This is a genomic window from Pseudomonas sp. PvP100 (genome assembly GCF_017833055.1).
Lineage (GTDB): Bacteria > Pseudomonadota > Gammaproteobacteria > Pseudomonadales > Pseudomonadaceae > Aquipseudomonas > Aquipseudomonas syringae.
Genome location: NZ_JAFIBO010000001.1, coordinates 2482474 through 2497859, shown reverse-complemented (window position 1 = coordinate 2497859; position 15386 = coordinate 2482474). Strand labels below are relative to the sequence as shown.

Annotated in this window: 12 protein-coding genes and 1 pseudogene; 6 read left to right on the top strand and 7 right to left on the bottom strand. The window is 59.4% G+C overall.

Annotated features, from left to right (window positions below):
• Window positions 1–92 precede the first annotated feature (92 nt).
• Window positions 93–1064: a YncE family protein gene (locus JOE39_RS10470; protein ID WP_003344092.1), complete on the top strand. Its 972-nt coding sequence runs from the start codon at window positions 93–95 to the stop codon at window positions 1062–1064.
• A 47-nt stretch (window positions 1065–1111) separates the two neighbouring features.
• Here JOE39_RS10470 and JOE39_RS10465 read toward each other — a convergent pair whose 3' ends face one another.
• Genes JOE39_RS10465 through glcD form a run of 4 tightly spaced genes read right to left on the bottom strand, consistent with a single transcriptional unit; the run spans window position 1112 to window position 5347 of the window.
• Window positions 1112–1519: a heme-binding protein gene (locus JOE39_RS10465; protein ID WP_003391508.1), complete on the bottom strand. Its 408-nt coding sequence runs from the start codon at window positions 1517–1519 to the stop codon at window positions 1112–1114.
• Window positions 1520–1553: 34 nt separating this feature from the next.
• Window positions 1554–2786: a glycolate oxidase subunit GlcF gene (gene glcF / locus JOE39_RS10460; RefSeq protein WP_046265847.1), complete on the bottom strand. Its 1233-nt coding sequence runs from the start codon at window positions 2784–2786 to the stop codon at window positions 1554–1556.
• A 3-nt stretch (window positions 2787–2789) separates the two neighbouring features.
• A complete protein-coding gene (glcE, locus tag JOE39_RS10455) occupies window positions 2790–3848 on the bottom strand; it encodes a glycolate oxidase subunit GlcE (RefSeq protein ID WP_122336105.1) in 1059 nt (352 codons plus the stop codon).
• Window positions 3848–5347: a glycolate oxidase subunit GlcD gene (gene glcD, locus JOE39_RS10450; protein WP_046265849.1), complete on the bottom strand. Its 1500-nt coding sequence runs from the start codon at window positions 5345–5347 to the stop codon at window positions 3848–3850. Before glcD ends, glcE begins: the two co-directional genes overlap by 1 nt.
• Before the next feature lie 138 nt (window positions 5348–5485).
• Between glcD and JOE39_RS26325 the strand changes: the two are divergent.
• Window positions 5486–5641: pseudogene (locus tag JOE39_RS26325) on the top strand (maleylacetoacetate isomerase); the annotation flags it as partial.
• 142 nt (window positions 5642–5783) lie between these two features.
• The gene (gene hppD, locus JOE39_RS10445; RefSeq protein ID WP_003315852.1) at window positions 5784–6860 is read left to right on the top strand and encodes a 4-hydroxyphenylpyruvate dioxygenase; all 1077 of its coding nucleotides are present in this window, start codon (window positions 5784–5786) and stop codon (window positions 6858–6860) included.
• 60 nt (window positions 6861–6920) lie between these two features.
• Here the strand turns inward: hppD and JOE39_RS10440 are convergent, their stop codons facing one another.
• The gene (locus tag JOE39_RS10440) at window positions 6921–9119 is read right to left on the bottom strand and encodes an EAL domain-containing protein (protein WP_024665167.1); all 2199 of its coding nucleotides are present in this window, start codon (window positions 9117–9119) and stop codon (window positions 6921–6923) included.
• A gap of 356 nt (window positions 9120–9475) precedes the next feature.
• Between JOE39_RS10440 and JOE39_RS10435 the strand changes: the two genes are divergently transcribed.
• On the top strand, window positions 9476–11053 hold the full coding sequence (locus JOE39_RS10435; RefSeq protein WP_024665166.1) for a sensor domain-containing diguanylate cyclase: 1578 nt from the start codon (window positions 9476–9478) through the stop codon (window positions 11051–11053).
• A gap of 87 nt (window positions 11054–11140) precedes the next feature.
• Here the strand turns inward: JOE39_RS10435 and JOE39_RS10430 are convergent, their stop codons facing one another.
• Window positions 11141–11932: an IclR family transcriptional regulator gene (locus JOE39_RS10430; protein ID WP_003427174.1), complete on the bottom strand. Its 792-nt coding sequence runs from the start codon at window positions 11930–11932 to the stop codon at window positions 11141–11143.
• A gap of 140 nt (window positions 11933–12072) precedes the next feature.
• Between JOE39_RS10430 and hmgA the strand changes: the two genes are divergently transcribed.
• Window positions 12073–13377, top strand: a complete 1305-nt coding sequence (hmgA, locus tag JOE39_RS10425; protein WP_024665165.1) for a homogentisate 1,2-dioxygenase — start codon at window positions 12073–12075, stop codon at window positions 13375–13377.
• Window positions 13377–14672 (top strand): fumarylacetoacetase, encoded by a 1296-nt coding sequence (gene fahA / locus JOE39_RS10420; protein ID WP_024665164.1) that lies wholly within the window; start codon window positions 13377–13379, stop codon window positions 14670–14672. Before hmgA ends, fahA begins: the two co-directional genes overlap by 1 nt.
• Before the next feature lie 20 nt (window positions 14673–14692).
• On the opposite strand, the gene JOE39_RS10415 is transcribed toward fahA, so the two are convergent.
• Window positions 14693–15307, bottom strand: coding sequence for a TetR/AcrR family transcriptional regulator (locus JOE39_RS10415; RefSeq protein ID WP_003315845.1), 615 nt, complete (start codon window positions 15305–15307; stop codon window positions 14693–14695).
• Window positions 15308–15386 lie beyond the last annotated feature (79 nt).

Sequence of the window (15386 nt, the reverse complement as noted above, 5' to 3'; positions counted from 1 at the left end):
GTGTCTTGGCCGCATCGTTGGATGACGGGGATATATCTTCTTATCTATTCCCCGTTCTGGCGGTCTTACAAGACCTATTGAAGGTGAGAGAAATGCAAAAAAAAGCATCTCAGAACGTTAGAGCCCTGACGCATATCGTCGACCCCGTCGGTTCAGGTGTCCCCCTGGACATCGCCTGGCTGACCGGCATTATCCCGCTGGGCTTCGTACCCGCAGAGATCGCTATCAGCCCTGATGAAACCACGTTGTATGTCGCTCATGAAAGTGGTCGCGAAGTCAGTGTGGTCGACATCGCCAGTGCAAGCGTAACGGGTGCCATCAAGCGGGCAGGGGCAGGCGCGATTACCCTGAGCCCCGATGGCAAAAGGCTTTACACCATCGGCCAGAAAAGGTGCTACGTGGTCGATACGCGCATGCGCGAAGTGATCAGGATACTGCCGGCAGCCAACGTCAACAGGATCCTGTGCAGTGCCGATGGCCGTTTTATCTGCCTGTCCTTTCAGAACGCGCTCGGCGGGTTGATTCGCCTCATCGAGACCGAGAATTACACGGTCGAAAACGAGTTCGATCTGGGTGCCCTGACCAACGCATCACTGGCCCTCGGGATCAGCCCGTTGAACGACAGGTTTTACGCAACCATGCTGGTTGACCGGACCGCGCCTACCGATGTTCTTGCGATCAGCAAGGTCGATTACCTGCAACATGACATTCCCGGCTTCTCCGACCCGCGTTCGATGGCCTTCAGTTCCGATGGCGCCTGGCTGTATGTCGGTGGCATCGACGAGGTTTACATCATCGATGCGGCGACCAACAAAACCTTCTATCGGGAAAGGATCGGCACGCAAGGCTACCCGGTGAAAGTCATCGGAGTGACCTCGGATGACCGCTATGTCTACGCGATCTATACCTGTAATTACGACGTTTACCGGATCGACACGGTGAAGGGCATCGCCACCTGCATCGCTTACTTTCCGTCGGTAGGCGGTGCGGTACTCAACAAGACCGGCACGTACATCTATTCCAGTCATCCGGACATGAGCTGGATTTCGATCTACCGGCTATGAAGACTCCTGCAATGGCCTGGCTTGCGTGTTACCAGCCGGGTCGACCGTCAGTCGGCGTCAAGCGCTGCGACGCCGGCCTTGGCGACCTGAGCATCCTGTTCGGCCTTCACGCCTGAAACCCCCAGCGCACCGATCACCTGGCCGTCGACGATGACCGGCACACCGCCTTCCAGGGAAGTCAGCAGCGGAGCACTCAGGAATGCAGTGCGCCCGCCATTGACCATCTCTTCGTAACCCTTGGACTCACGTTTGCCGAGTGCCGAGGTGCGGGCTTTTTCGATCGCGATGTAGCTGCTGATCGGTGCGGCGTCGTCCAGTCTCTCGAATGCCAGCAAATGGCCGCCGTCATCAACGACGGCGATGGAAACGGCCCAGCCATTGGCCTGCGCCTCTTCGCGTGCGGCACCGAGCATCAGGCTGACTTCGGTCTGGGTCAGTACGGCTTTGATCTTCATGGAGCTCTCCGGAGTAGTGATTATTGATTGGCGTTCAGTGTGATTCAGGCGTGCCAAGCGCCGCGTCGATCAGTTCGATCCAGTGCCGCACTGGCGTTCGGCCGGCGCTGGCCAGATGGGTCTGACAGCCGATATTGGCGGTGGCAATCACCTGCGGTTTGCCGCTCTCCAGTGCGTTCATGCGGTTGTCGCGCAGTTGACGGGCGATGACAGGCTGGGTGATGGAGTAGGTGCCTGCAGAGCCGCAGCATAAATGACCGTCCGGCACTGTGGTCAGATTGAAGCCTAGACGAGTCAGGACACGCTCGACTTCGCCGCCGAGTTTTTGCGCGTGTTGCAGCGTACACGGGCAGTGAAACGCCAGGCGCTGATCGGTCTTGATGCCGAGGGTTTCCAGCGGTTCGTCGCGCAGCAGTTCGACCAGATCCTTGGTTCGCGCGCTGATCTGCCCGGCCTTGTCGGCATAGGCTGGATCATGGCGCAGCAGGTGGCCGTAATCCTTGACGAAGGCCCCGCAGCCGCTGGCCGTCTGGATCAGGCTTTCAGCACTGCCTTGCAACGCGGGCCACCACGCGTCGATGTTGCGCCGTGCCCGGTCCAGCCCTGCCTCCTGTGCATTGAGGTGATAATCCACGGCGCCGCAGCAACCCGCCTGTCTGACCGCCGTAATGCCGATGCCCAGACGATCCAGCACCCGCGCCGTAGCGCTATTGGTGTTTGGCGACAGGCCCGGCTGAACGCAACCTTCCAGGAGCAACACCTGGCGCGCATGACCGGTGTGCGGGCGAAGTCCGGCAGGATGGACCGTCGCCGGCAGCTTGGTGGCCAGGGTTTGTGGCAGCAACGGCCTGAACTTCAGGCCCATGCCGGTCAGGGATTTGAACAGTCCGGGGTGGGGGATGACGCGACGCAAGCCTTCACGCAGCACGCGTTCTGCGAGTGGCCGCGGCACCAGGGCCTCAACCGCCGCGCGGCCGATGTCCAGCAGGTTGTGGTAATCCACCCCGGACGGGCAGGTGGTCTCGCAATTGCGACAGCTCAGGCAGCGGTCCAGATGCACACGGGTTTTCTCGGTGACCGGCTGACCTTCGAGCACTTGTTTGATCAGGTAGATCCTGCCGCGTGGACCGTCCAGCTCATCACCCAGCAATTGATAGGTCGGACACGTAGCGTTACAGAAACCGCAATGCACACAACTGCGCAGGATACGTTCGGCTTCTTCGGCGCGCGGCAGGGTTCTGGCGTGTTCACTCAATGTGGTCTGCATGTTTCAAAGCTCCGCGTACAGTCGACCGGGGTTGAAAATCCCCTGCGGGTCGAGTCGGGTCTTGAGTGCCTTATGGTAGCGCAGCACAGGTGCGGCCAACGGTTCAAACGGGCTGTCGACGACGCCTTGGCTGTAGCAGGTCGCATGGCCGCCAACCGCCATGGTGATGGCTCTAATGGTCTGTCCGTCAGCGTCCGACTTGAGCCAGCGTTGCGCGCCACCCCAGTCGATCAACTGCTCGCCCGGCAGATCCGGCAGGTGGCTGTCGGCAGGTACACAGAGCCGCCACAGGGGCCGCGGGTCATCGAAGAAGGGCAGGTGATGCGCATTCAACTGTTGCCAGTACGCGGCATCGAGTAGCTCGCCGCCGAGCCGGTCCCGGGCTGCGGCCACTGAACCTTCACCGCCTTCCAGGCGCAGACGCAGTACGTGGCCATCATGGCTGGCCGCGCTGATCGGTATCGGTTGCTGACCCCACTCGGCAAGGCGCGCCAAGGCCAGCGCGCTGTCCATTTCCAGTGCGATGCTGCTGCACAGACGTGGTTTGGGCAGCACCTTGAGCGACACCTCGGTCAGCAGCCCCAAGCAGCCGAAACTGCCTGCCATCAGGCGTGAAACGTCATAACCTGCAACGTTCTTCATGACTTCTCCGCCGAAACGCAGGTGTTTGCCAAGACCGGTGATGACCCGTGTGCCCAGCACGAAATCACGCACCGATCCGCTCCACGGCCGGCGCGGTCCCGAGAGTCCCGCAGCGACCATGCCGCCGAGCGTCGCGGCGCCGAAGTCGGGCGGTTCGCAAGACAGCATCTGGCCTGCGGCATCCAGCGTCTGCATCAGTTCGTTCAATGGCGTGCCGGCGCGTGCAGTGATCACCAGTTCTGTCGGGTCATAACTGACGATGCCACGGTGCTCGCGGGTATCGAGTATTTCGCCAGCGGTTTCACGACCGAGACAAGCCTTGCTGTTGCCGCCCTGAATACGTAACGGCGTTTCGTCGCGCAGCGCCTGATTGACCCGCTCGAGCAGTGCCTGGCTGACGTCGTTGTCCATCGTGCTCATCAGAAACGCTCCAGGTCGGGGAACGGCAATTGCCCGGCATGGATGTGCATGGCACCAAATTCCGCGCAGCGATGCAGGGTCGGGATGTTCTTGCCGGGGTTGAGCAGGCCGCTGGCGTCGAATGCCGCCTTGATGGCATGGAAGAAGGTCAGCTCGTCGCTATTGAACTGGGCGCACATCTGATTGATCTTCTCGCGACCGACACCGTGCTCGCCGGTAATGCTGCCGCCGACCTTGACGCACAGCTCGAGGATTTTGCCGCCCAGTGCCTCGGCGCGCTCCAGCTCACCCGGTTGATTGGCATCGAACAGGATCAGCGGATGCATGTTGCCATCGCCCGCATGAAACACGTTGGCGACGCGCAAGCCGTATTGCTCGGATAGCTCTCTGATGCTGCGCAATACGCCCGGCAACTCACGGCGCGGGATGGTCCCGTCCATGCAGTAGTAGTCCGGCGACAGGCGACCCACGGCCGGGAAAGCGTTCTTGCGCCCGGCCCAGAAGCGGACCCGTTCGGCTTCGTCTTTGGCCTGTCGCACTTCGGTCGCGCCTGCCAGTGTCAATACCTCGCTGACCCGTTCGCAGTCAGCGTGCACATCGGCTTCGACGCCGTCCAGTTCGCAGAGCAGGATGGCTTCGGCATCGACCGGGTAGCCTGCGTGAATGAAATCCTCGGCGGCACGAATCGCCAGATTGTCCATCATCTCCAGCCCGCCGGGGATAATGCCCGCAGCAATGATATCGGCCACCGCGCGCCCGGCCTTTTCCACGGAATCGAAGGCTGCCAGCAGCACCTTGGCCACCTGCGGTCTGGGCAGCAGTTTGACCGTGACTTCGGTAATGACGCCGAGCATGCCTTCGGAGCCGGTGAACAGTGCCAGCAGGTCGAAGCCCGGCGAGTCCAGCGTGTCGCTGCCCAGCGTCATTGGCTCGCCTTCCACCGTCAGGATCTCGACCTTGAGCAGGTTATGCACGGTCAGCCCGTATTTGAGGCAATGCACGCCGCCGGCATTTTCCGCCACATTGCCGCCGATGGAGCACGCGATTTGCGAGGACGGGTCCGGCGCGTAATACAGGCCGTGGGGCGCTGCCGCCTGGGAAATGGCCAGGTTGCGCACGCCGGGCTGAACCCGCGCCAAGCGCGCGGAGGGATCTATATCGAGGATCTGGTTAAAACGCGCCATGACCAGCAGCAGGCCTTTTTCCAGCGGCAACGCGCCTCCCGACAGCCCGGTGCCCGCCCCGCGAGCGACCACCGGTACGCGACGTGCGTGGCACAGCCTGAGCAGCGTCTGTACTTCTTCCACATGCCGCGGCAATGCCACCAGCATCGGTGTGGTGCGATAGGCCGACAACCCGTCGCACTCGTAAGGCCGCAGCTCTTCGGGGCGATGCAGGATGTCCAGGTCGGGCAACTGCTGTTGCAGCGCCTGCAACAGCAGCTGCTTGTCGACGGCGGGCAGCACGCCGTCGATGCGTTCGTCGTACAGAATGTTCATCAAGCCACCCTGGGTTGTTTTTGTCGGGTTAATGCATCCTAGCTCATTCGTTGCGAGGCTTGAGTTGACAGCGAGGGTCCGATCCCGCAATTTACGCATGACGTAATAGGTTTACGAAAATAAAAATACCGCATCCATGCGAATATTTACCTGCTACCCCAGTTGTACGCAGCGCATCGTTACCGCGTCGACCTGACTGCATTCGTGCGCATTCAGCGGGTCGAGCATCTGGCACGGCAGCCCTCGGTCTTTTACCAGGCACACCCTGATGCACAATCGGATAAGCCGGAGTAGGCTGCCCTCATGAAGATTCTAGGTCTGCAACTGATATTCGGTGATTTTCTCGCACGCAGCGTGCGAGGCATCCCGTGCGCGCCGCCCGCAGGACAGTGATTGCCAGGGTTACCCACTCTCACTTTCCTGCAAGGAGCCAGTCATGGCTGATCTCTACGAAAACCCCATGGGCCTGATGGGCTTTGAATTCATCGAATTCGCATCACCGACGCCCAACAGCCTTGAGCCTGTGTTCCAGATGATGGGCTTCACCAAAGTCGCAACGCACCGCTCCAAGGACGTGTCCCTGTTTCGTCAGGGGGCGATCAACCTGATCCTCAACAACGAACCGCACAGCCTGGCATCGTACTTTGCCGCCGAGCATGGTCCTTCGGTATGCGGTATGGCGTTCCGCGTGAAAGATGCGCAGAAGGCCTATAACCGGGCACTGGAACTGGGCGCACAACCGCTGGAAATCGCTACCGGGCCCATGGAATTGCGCCTGCCCGCGATCAAGGGCATCGGTGGCGCGCCGTTGTACCTGATCGATCGCTTCGGCGAGGGCACGTCGATCTACGACATCGATTTCAACTTCATCGAAGGCGTTGACCGCCATCCGGTCGGTGCCGGTCTGAAATTCATCGATCACCTGACCCACAACGTGTACCGCGGACGCATGGCGTATTGGGCCGGTTTCTATGAAAAGCTGTTCAATTTCCGCGAGCTGCGTTACTTCGACATCAAGGGCGAATACACCGGCCTGACCTCCAAAGCCATGACCGCCCCGGACGGCATGATCCGCATTCCGCTGAACGAAGAATCGTCCAGGGGCGCGGGTCAGATCGAAGAGTTTCTGATGCAGTTCAATGGCGAAGGCATTCAGCACGTGGCGTTCTTTACCGATGACCTGATCAAGACCTGGGACGCGCTGAAAGCAACCGGCATGCGCTTCATGACTGCGCCGCCGGATACCTACTACGAGATGCTGCAAGGTCGCTTGCCTGATCACGGTGAGCCGGAAGCCGAGCTCAAGTCACGCGGTATTCTGCTCGATGGTTCTTCCGAAGGGGGCGAGCGTCGTTTGCTGTTGCAGATATTCTCCGCAACGCTGATGGGCCCGGTGTTTTTCGAATTCATTCAGCGCAAAGGCGATGACGGGTTTGGCGAAGGCAATTTCAAGGCACTGTTTGAATCCATCGAACGCGACCAGATTCAGCGTGGTGTCCTGACGCCGGACTGAGCAATCATAAAAAGCGTCCGTCTTGCGCGATCAGACGAGCCGGCCCAGGCTCGTTCTGAGTCATTTGTGCTTGAGCACGTCAGCTTGCCGGTTGTGAGAAGAGATATAGCGCTCGGTGAAGTCATGCGCCGGCATGGGGCGACCATACAGATAGCCTTGGCCTTCGTCGCATACATAATGGCGCATCAGACTTTCCTGCTCACGGGTTTCTATGCCTTCTGCCGTGACCTGAAGATTGAAGCCGTTTGCCAGCCTGACAACGGCCTCGACGATGACTTCATCTTTTTTGCTGCGCTCTACGCCACTTACGAATGAGCGGTCAATCTTCAGTCGTGTCACCGGATAGTCTTTCAGCAGGCTCAGGGACGCATAGCCGGTACCGAAATCGTCGAACGCGATGCCCACACCCAACGAGCGAAGGTGACGCAGCGGTTCCATAATGCGCTGCTCGTTTCGCAAGATGATGTTTTCCGTGATCTCCAGCTCGAGTGAGTGTGCAGGCAAGGAAAAGTCTTCAAGCGCACTTTCAACCATTTCGGCAAAGTCGCGCATGCGAAACTGCGCGGCGAACAGGTTGACGCCGATGCGGAATTCCTCGCAGCCGGTAGTTCGCCATTTCGCTGCCTGCTCACAGGCTGAACGCAGTATCCATTCGCCCACCGGCACCGCAAGCAGGCCTGCTTCCAGTGCGGGCAGAAAAACCGCCGGGGACACGACGCCCAGTGTCGGATGGTTCCAGCGTATAAGGGCTTCGGCTCCGGTGATACGACCATCCGCAAGTCGTACCTGAGGTTGGTAGTAAAGCTCGAACTCTTTGTTGGCCCATGCCTGACGCATCGATGAGCTGAGCGCTCCTCTTCTTGAAGCGGTCTGTCGATGCTCGGAGGTGAAGGTGCGAACCAGGGAGCGTCCGTCAGACTTGGCCTGGTAGAGCGCCAGATCCGCATTGCCGAGCATTTGCTCATCGTCGTAATCAGCGCCAGACCTTACGGAGACGCCGATGCTGGCGCCGATGTAGATTGAATTGTCTTCAAACTCTATCGGTTCCTCGATGACCGCGATGAGCGCCAGGCCCAGCTTGATCGCCTTGTCAGGGTCTGCGGTGTCGGACAGGAACACGACAAACTCATCGCCGCCCAGACGCGAGACCATATGGCAGGCCGGTACGTGTTCGCGAAGACGGTGAGAGGTCACCTTGAGCACAAAATCACCTGCAGCGTGGCCCAACGTGTCGTTGACGTCCTTGAAGCCGTCCAGATCGATCAGCAGGATAGCTGCTGACAGCTGCGCGTCGCACGCCTCTTTGATCCGCCTTTTGAGTGTCGATCGATTGGCAAGCCCGGTCAGGTGATCGTATTCGGCCGCATGCTTGAGTAATTTGTCCGCCTCGACACGCTGGGTGATGTCACGAATGATCGCTCCGAATTGTGGCTCGCCGGCATACGTCCATTGTGAGAGCGAGAGCTCGATGGGGAGGGTGTGACCGTCGCGATGGATGGCCGTCAGGTTGATGGATTTTCCGATAATGGAGGCCGGGCCACCCGCAGCAACCCTCGATAAACCTGCATGGTGCCTGGAGCGCATTTCGGGCGGAATAATGATGTCGAGAGGCTTGCCCATGGCGTCCTCGGATCGATGCCCGAAAATGAGTTCGGCCGAGTTGTTCCATGAGATGATCCGGTTTTTGCTGTCCGAGCAGATGATCGCGTCGGGTGAAGTCGAGGTGATATTCATGAAGCGGGTGTGGCTGTCTTCATTCTCGAGCGTGAGCCGACGCAACTCCATTCTCTCGATGACCATGACCGCCAGGTCCTGGAGAACCCGCTGATCTCGCTCCGAGAAAGTCTCCCGAGGTTTATTGTCGATCAGGCACAGGCTGCCCAGCACATGACCACTGGCGGTTATCAGCGGCGCCCCGGCATAAAAGCGAATATGGGGAGCGCCGACTACCAAGGCGTTTGAGCTGAACCGCTCATCCTGCAATGCATCAGGCACCAGAAAAACGTTACGGCCCATGAGCGCAAAATTGCAGAATGAAACGTCGCGGCCCGTTTCGCAGACATCGAGGCCAACGCGCGCCTTGAAGAATTGCCGGTCTCGATGAACCAGAGAAATCAGAACAATGGGCACATCGAAAATCCGCGATGCCATTTGCACGATCTGATCGTATTCGTGCTCAGGTGGGGTATCCATCAACGAAAAGGCATTCAAGATACAAATACGTTCTTCGTCATCATCGCCGACTGGGTAACTATTCATTTGAGGCCATCGCTAAACACTGATCGCACGCGAGACACGAAGCGATCGATGGATAACGCCGCTGTGTCGGCACCGGTGGAGGTACCCTGCCAGCATGCGCTTGCGCCACGCCGGAAAAGGAAAGTCAGATACATGCAGCACCTCTCGCGGTAGCGTCTCGATAGCTGTCCAAGGCAGCTTAGAAGCTATATCGTCAAAAAGCCGGATACCTGTAACAACTTCTCAAGCAACTAGCGTGGCGGGTATGGATCCAACTAAGGCCAGTATTACCCGATCGTAACGAAGTGTTCAGGTTTGGCGTCGCAAGGGTATGGAAACTGCATAGCGGTTTTCACTGCCAATTTGATGACGACCCTATGCAGCGGCTTTTCTCTATTTCGACGAGGCTTGCACCTTCGGCGCTCAGCAAGGCGTTGATCGGTTTCATTGCCCTTGTCTGTCTATCGTTGATCCTGGCCACCGCCTGGCAGATGAACCAATCCAAGCTCGAGCGCGTCGCCACTGCCAGGATTGCGGTGTCCAATATCGTGCTTGCTGCTGAACAGCAGGCTCAGGACACCCTGCAGCAGGCTGACAATACGCTGCGTGACCTTGCCGAGCGGGTTGAGCAAGATGGCGCCGCAGGCGAGCAGCAAAGCCGCTTGACCAGACTGATGGCTCAAGACCTGGTCAACGTCAAAGGGCTTCAGGGGCTGTTCATCTATGATGCTCAAGGCAACTGGGTCGCCAATTCCTTTGCCAAGGGCGTGCAGACCAGGAACAACGAAGACCGCGCCTACTTCATTTACCACCGCGACAACCCTGACCCGTCCATTCATGTAGGGTCCATTGTTGAAAGCCGCAATACAGGGGACATGGTCATCCCGGTCAGTCGGCGTATCAATGCGGCGGATGGCAGTTTTGCAGGCGTTGCACTCGCCACCGTGCCGGTGGCTTATTTCCAGGCGTTTTTCCAGCGTATGGATGTAGACGACAAGGGTGTGATCTTCCTCGCTCTGAATAATGGCGACCTGCTTGCGCGGCGGCCCACATTAACCGCACTGATGACCACCAATGTAGCCAAGGGCGATATCTTCACTCGCTATCTGCCGTACAGCGACAGCGGCACCGCAGTGATCAACTCCGTGGTGGATGGGGTGGAAAGGGTATACGCCTATCGGCGCGTGTCCGGATTGCCCATCGTCGCCGCTGCCGGTATCTCCAGTCAGCATGTGTTCGCGCCCTGGTGGGCCTATGCACAGCGGTCCATGACCATCACCGGCATCATTATCCTGGCGCTGGTCTTTCTGGGCGTGCTGTTGTACCGACAAATCCAGCAGTTGATCACGGCGGAGGGTGAACTGAATATCGCCAGGAACGACCTGGAGATCATCGCTCACACGGACAGCCTGACGCACCTGGCCAATAGACGTTGCTTCGATACGGCCTTGCAGCAGGAGTGGGGGCGGGCGAGCCGGAATGATGCAACCATCGCAATTATTTTGCTGGATATCGACTGGTTCAAACAATACAACGACACCTACGGTCATCTGCAGGGTGACGACTGCCTGAGGCAAGTGGCGGGGCTGATTGGCAACAGTCTTGACCGGTCCGGGGATATGGCAGCACGTTACGGCGGTGAAGAGTTTGTCATTCTGTTGCCTGAAACCGACCTGGCAGGCGCGCTGAGGCTCGCGGAAAAAATCAGATCATCCATTGAAGCCAGTTGTATAGAGCACTCGTCCAGCCCGCTGGGCAGGCTGAGCATCAGCTCGGGCGTGGTGGCGATCAACGCAGCAGAGAAGAAGGATGAGCACACAGCTGCGCTGAAGGAAGCGGATCGACTCCTTTACCTGGCCAAAACCAAAGGGCGTAACCGTGTCGAAGGTCGCTTGATTCAAGGGTGGCAAGCAGATAGTCATTTTGCCAGGGTATCCACAGCGTCAACTCGATAGTCGAGCGTCATGGATCTGTACCTGTACCTGCACAGGGTTGCTATCAATATGTTCGGCAAACCAACGTACGTCGCTGCAGGCGCAACCTCAGTCTGACGGACGGCTACCTCCCATGCGCTCGCTGATTGTCACCGCCGTTTGCAAAAGCCTTCTGGCCGCCAGACTCTGCGTCTCGTCGTTCAACACCGATCCCGGTCCGACGACCGTGATCACGCCCACCAGCTTGTTACCCATTGCGAATAGCGGTGACGAGGCTGCGTTGATACCCGGCATCAGCAAGCCCTGAATCTGGTGCACGCCAGTGGTGCGAATCTGCTCGACATGCTGCTCGACCTCACGCAACTGGCTGGCGCTCAGCAACGGCACTTCCTGCTCGCGAAGCGCAGCGGTTTCGCGCCCGTTCAGAAAACTGTCGAACACCAGGCCGGTGGACGAGCCAAGCAGTGGCAGCACCGAACCGATCTGCGTGACCAGCGTCACGGCACCCATCGAGGGTTCGACATACACCACGGTCGGGCCCTTGTTGCCCCATACCGCCAGAAAGCAGGTCTGGTTCAGTTCATCGCGCAGGCTGGCAAGCCAAGGTGCCGACACCTTGAGGACATCCAGCTTGCCGAGTGAGGCCAGTCCCACCTGCAACGCCTCGCGCCCCAGCCCATAGTGATTGTTGACGGCATCCTGTTCGGCAAAACCGCTGGCAATCAGCGCCTGCAGATAACGATGAACCTTGCTGGCGGGCATGCCCAAGTGTTCGGCCAGTCTTGACAAGGACGTGGCAGGGGAGAGTTCAGCGAGCGCCTTGAGTACGCCCAGCCCGACTTCGGCCGCCTGGACCTTTTGCTGGCGTCCGCCTGCGGGGCTTTCGGTTTGCTGGGTCATGGGGTGTTGTGCGCCGATCGGGAAAGGCAGCTTTATAGCTTGACCGGCTGGCAAACTCAAATTACGTTATGCGTAATCGCTTTACGTAAAATAATGTTTCGTCCTGTCTCTGCCCGACCCCATGACAACAAGAGGTCCAGATGGCTATCCACTCCAGTTCCGACGCATTGGTTTATCAGTCGGGCTTCGGCAACCAGTTCAGCAGCGAGGCGCTGTCCGGTGCGCTGCCCGCTGGCCAGAATTCGCCGCAGAAGCATCCGCTGGGTCTGTATGCCGAGCAGTTCTCGGGCACCGCTTTTACGGTCGTGCGCAGCGAAGCCCGACGTACCTGGCTGTATCGGATCAAGCCATCGGCAGCCCATCCGCGTTATCAGCGCATGGATCGGCAGATCGCCGGTCAGGAGCAGGGGCCGATCAACCCCAATCGGTTGCGCTGGAATGCCTTCGACATCCCGGCGGCACCGACTGATTTCATCGACGGTCTCATCCCCCTCGCCAGCACCTCGGCGGCGGAGCAGGTCGAGGGTGTCAGCGTCTACCTGTACACCGCCAATACTTCCATGCAGCGAGCGTTCTTTAGTGCGGATGGAGAATGGCTGGTGGTGCCGCAGCAGGGCCGACTCAGAATCATCACCGAACTGGGCTTGCTGGACATCGAACCCCTGGAAATCGCCGTCTTGCCGCGAGGTTTGAAGTTCTGCGTCCAACTGCTCGACAGCAGCGCTCGTGGGTACCTCTGCGAGAATCACGGTTGCGCCTTGCGCCTCCCGGAACTGGGCCCGATCGGCAGCAACGGGCTGGCTAATTCACGTGATTTTCTGACCCCGGTCGCCTGGTTCGAAGACAGTCGCCAGCCAATACAACTGGTGCAGAAATTCCTCGGCGAACTGTGGTCGACGCAACTGGAGCATTCACCGTTCGACGTGGTGGGCTGGCACGGCAACAACGTTCCGTACAAATATGACCTGCGGCGTTTCAACACCCTCGGTACGGTCAGCTACGATCACCCTGACCCGTCGATTTTCACCGTGCTGACCTCACCGGGGGCTATTCACGGCCAGGCCAATATCGATTTCGTGATCTTTCCGCCGCGCTGGATGGTGGCGGAAAACACCTTCCGCCCGCCGTGGTTCCACCGCAACCTGATGAACGAATTCATGGGGCTGATCGACGGCGCGTACGATGCCAAGGCCGAAGGCTTCATGCCCGGAGGCGCTTCGCTGCACAATTGCATGAGTGCGCATGGCCCCGATAATGTCACCGCCGAAAAGGCCATTGCCGCCGAGCTGAAACCGCACAGGATCGACAACACCATGGCCTTCATGTTCGAGACCGGCAAGGTGTTGCGCCCCAGTCGTCACGCGCTCGACTGCCCGCAACTGCAAACCGATTACGATGCCTGCTGGAAGGACATGGCCAGAACGTTCACCCAGGAGCCACGCTGATGACTACCGCGCTCAATCGTCGTAGCTGGGTCGAATCTGCCAACGGGCATGCCGATTTCCCCCTGCAGAACCTGCCGATTGGCGTGTTCAGCCATGGCCAGACCGCTCCGCGTGGTGGGGTGGCCATCGGCGACAGGATTTTCGATCTGCGCGTGGCAACAGAGTCCGGGATGTTTCAGGGGCAGGCCGCCGAAGTAGCTGAAATTGCCAGCCGCGACCAGCTCAATGATTTTCTTGCGCTGGGTGTCGCTGCCCGACGGGCGTTGCGCGCCGCCTTGTTGCAGTTGCTCGATGAAGACAGCCCGCAGCGCGACAGGCTGCAGGCTGTTGGCGGTTTGTTGCTGCCGATGAGCGAGTGCACGTTGCACATGCCGGCTCGGGTGGGTGATTACTCGGACTTTTACGTCGGTATTCATCATGCACTGAATGTCGGCAAGCTGTTCCGCCCGGACAACCCACTGCTGCCCAACTACAAATACGTGCCTATCGGCTATCACGGCAGAGCGTCGACCTTGTGTCCCTCCGGTACGACGGTGCGGCGGCCCAACGGGCAAACCCTGGTGCCAGGCCAGGAGGTTCCCGTTTTCGGTCCCTGCAAACGCCTCGATTACGAGCTGGAGTTGGGGGTCTGGATCGGGCCGGGGAATGCCCAAGGCGAGGCCATCGGGATCGATCAGGCTGCCGAACACATCGCCGGGTTGTGCCTGCTCAACGACTGGTCGGCGCGTGACATACAGGCATGGGAATACCAACCATTGGGACCGTTTCTGTCCAAGAGCTTTGCCACGACGATCTCGCCCTGGGTGGTAACCGCCGAAGCACTTGAGCCGTTTCGTCGCGCGCAACCGCCGCGTCCGGAAGGCGATCCGCAACCGTTGGCGTATCTGCTGGATGACCACGATCAGCAGCGCGGGGCGCTGGATATCGAGCTGGAAGTGCTGCTGCTGACTGCACAGATGAAAGCCGACGGGCTGGCGCCTCATCGGTTAGGTCTGAGCAACGCGCTGAACATGTACTGGACAGTGGCGCAGCTGGTTGCGCATCACAGCGTCAACGGCTGCAAGTTGCAACCGGGAGACCTGCTCGGCACCGGTACGTTGTCCGGCCCCCAGGAAGGTCAGTACGGCAGCCTGCTGGAGATGACCGCAGGCGGCAAGCAACCGGTGACCTTGCCCAATGGCGAAACGCGAATGTTCCTGCAGCAGGGCGACGAGGTGATTCTGCGTGCCCGTTGTCATCGCGAAGGGCACGTCTCGATTGGCTTCGGCGAGTGCCGGGGCGTTGTGCTCGACTGAAAATAACGTGTCCGGCTGCTTCAGCGGGCTATTTCGTACCAGCCGAGAAACATGTCCAGCGTCGATTCGACCACCGTGTGCTGCTCCTCGGGGGTAAGCAATGCAGCACTGAACGTCACCTGCGGCCAGAACGCGAACGACTTGAGCAACGCATGCATTTGCGTCGCGGCAAAGGCCGGGTCGACCGGTTTCAGACGGCCGTCCTTCTGCGCGGCGCGAATCCAGGCACTGAAGGTTTCTTCTCGTTCATTGATCCGCGCCATCCACACCTGCGCCCGCTCGGGCGAGTGAATGGTCGCGCCAACCACCACGCGGGCCAGGTCGAGGAAGTGACTGTTGGTCAGGTTGCGCATCTTGCCCCAGAGCAATTCCCGCAACTGCTCGCGCAAGCCGATCTGCGGATGAAAAACCACTTCGGCCTGCGGCGGGGCGCAGCTCCAGAGGCGCTGCAGCATCTCGGCGAACAGTTCTTCCTTGCTGGGGAAGTGGTTATAGACCGTACGTTTGGAAACCTCGGCCCGCGCGGCGATCCGGTCCATGCTGGTGATCTCGAAGCCACGATCGCCGAATTCGGCGATAGCCGCCTGGACGATGGATTCGCGTTTCTGATCGGTGAGGCGCATGGGTTCGGTCATAGGTTCGCTTCAAACGTGCGTTTAGAGAAAATTACACTCAGCAGTTTACTTGTCGCCAAGGATCATGCAAGCTTAAAAC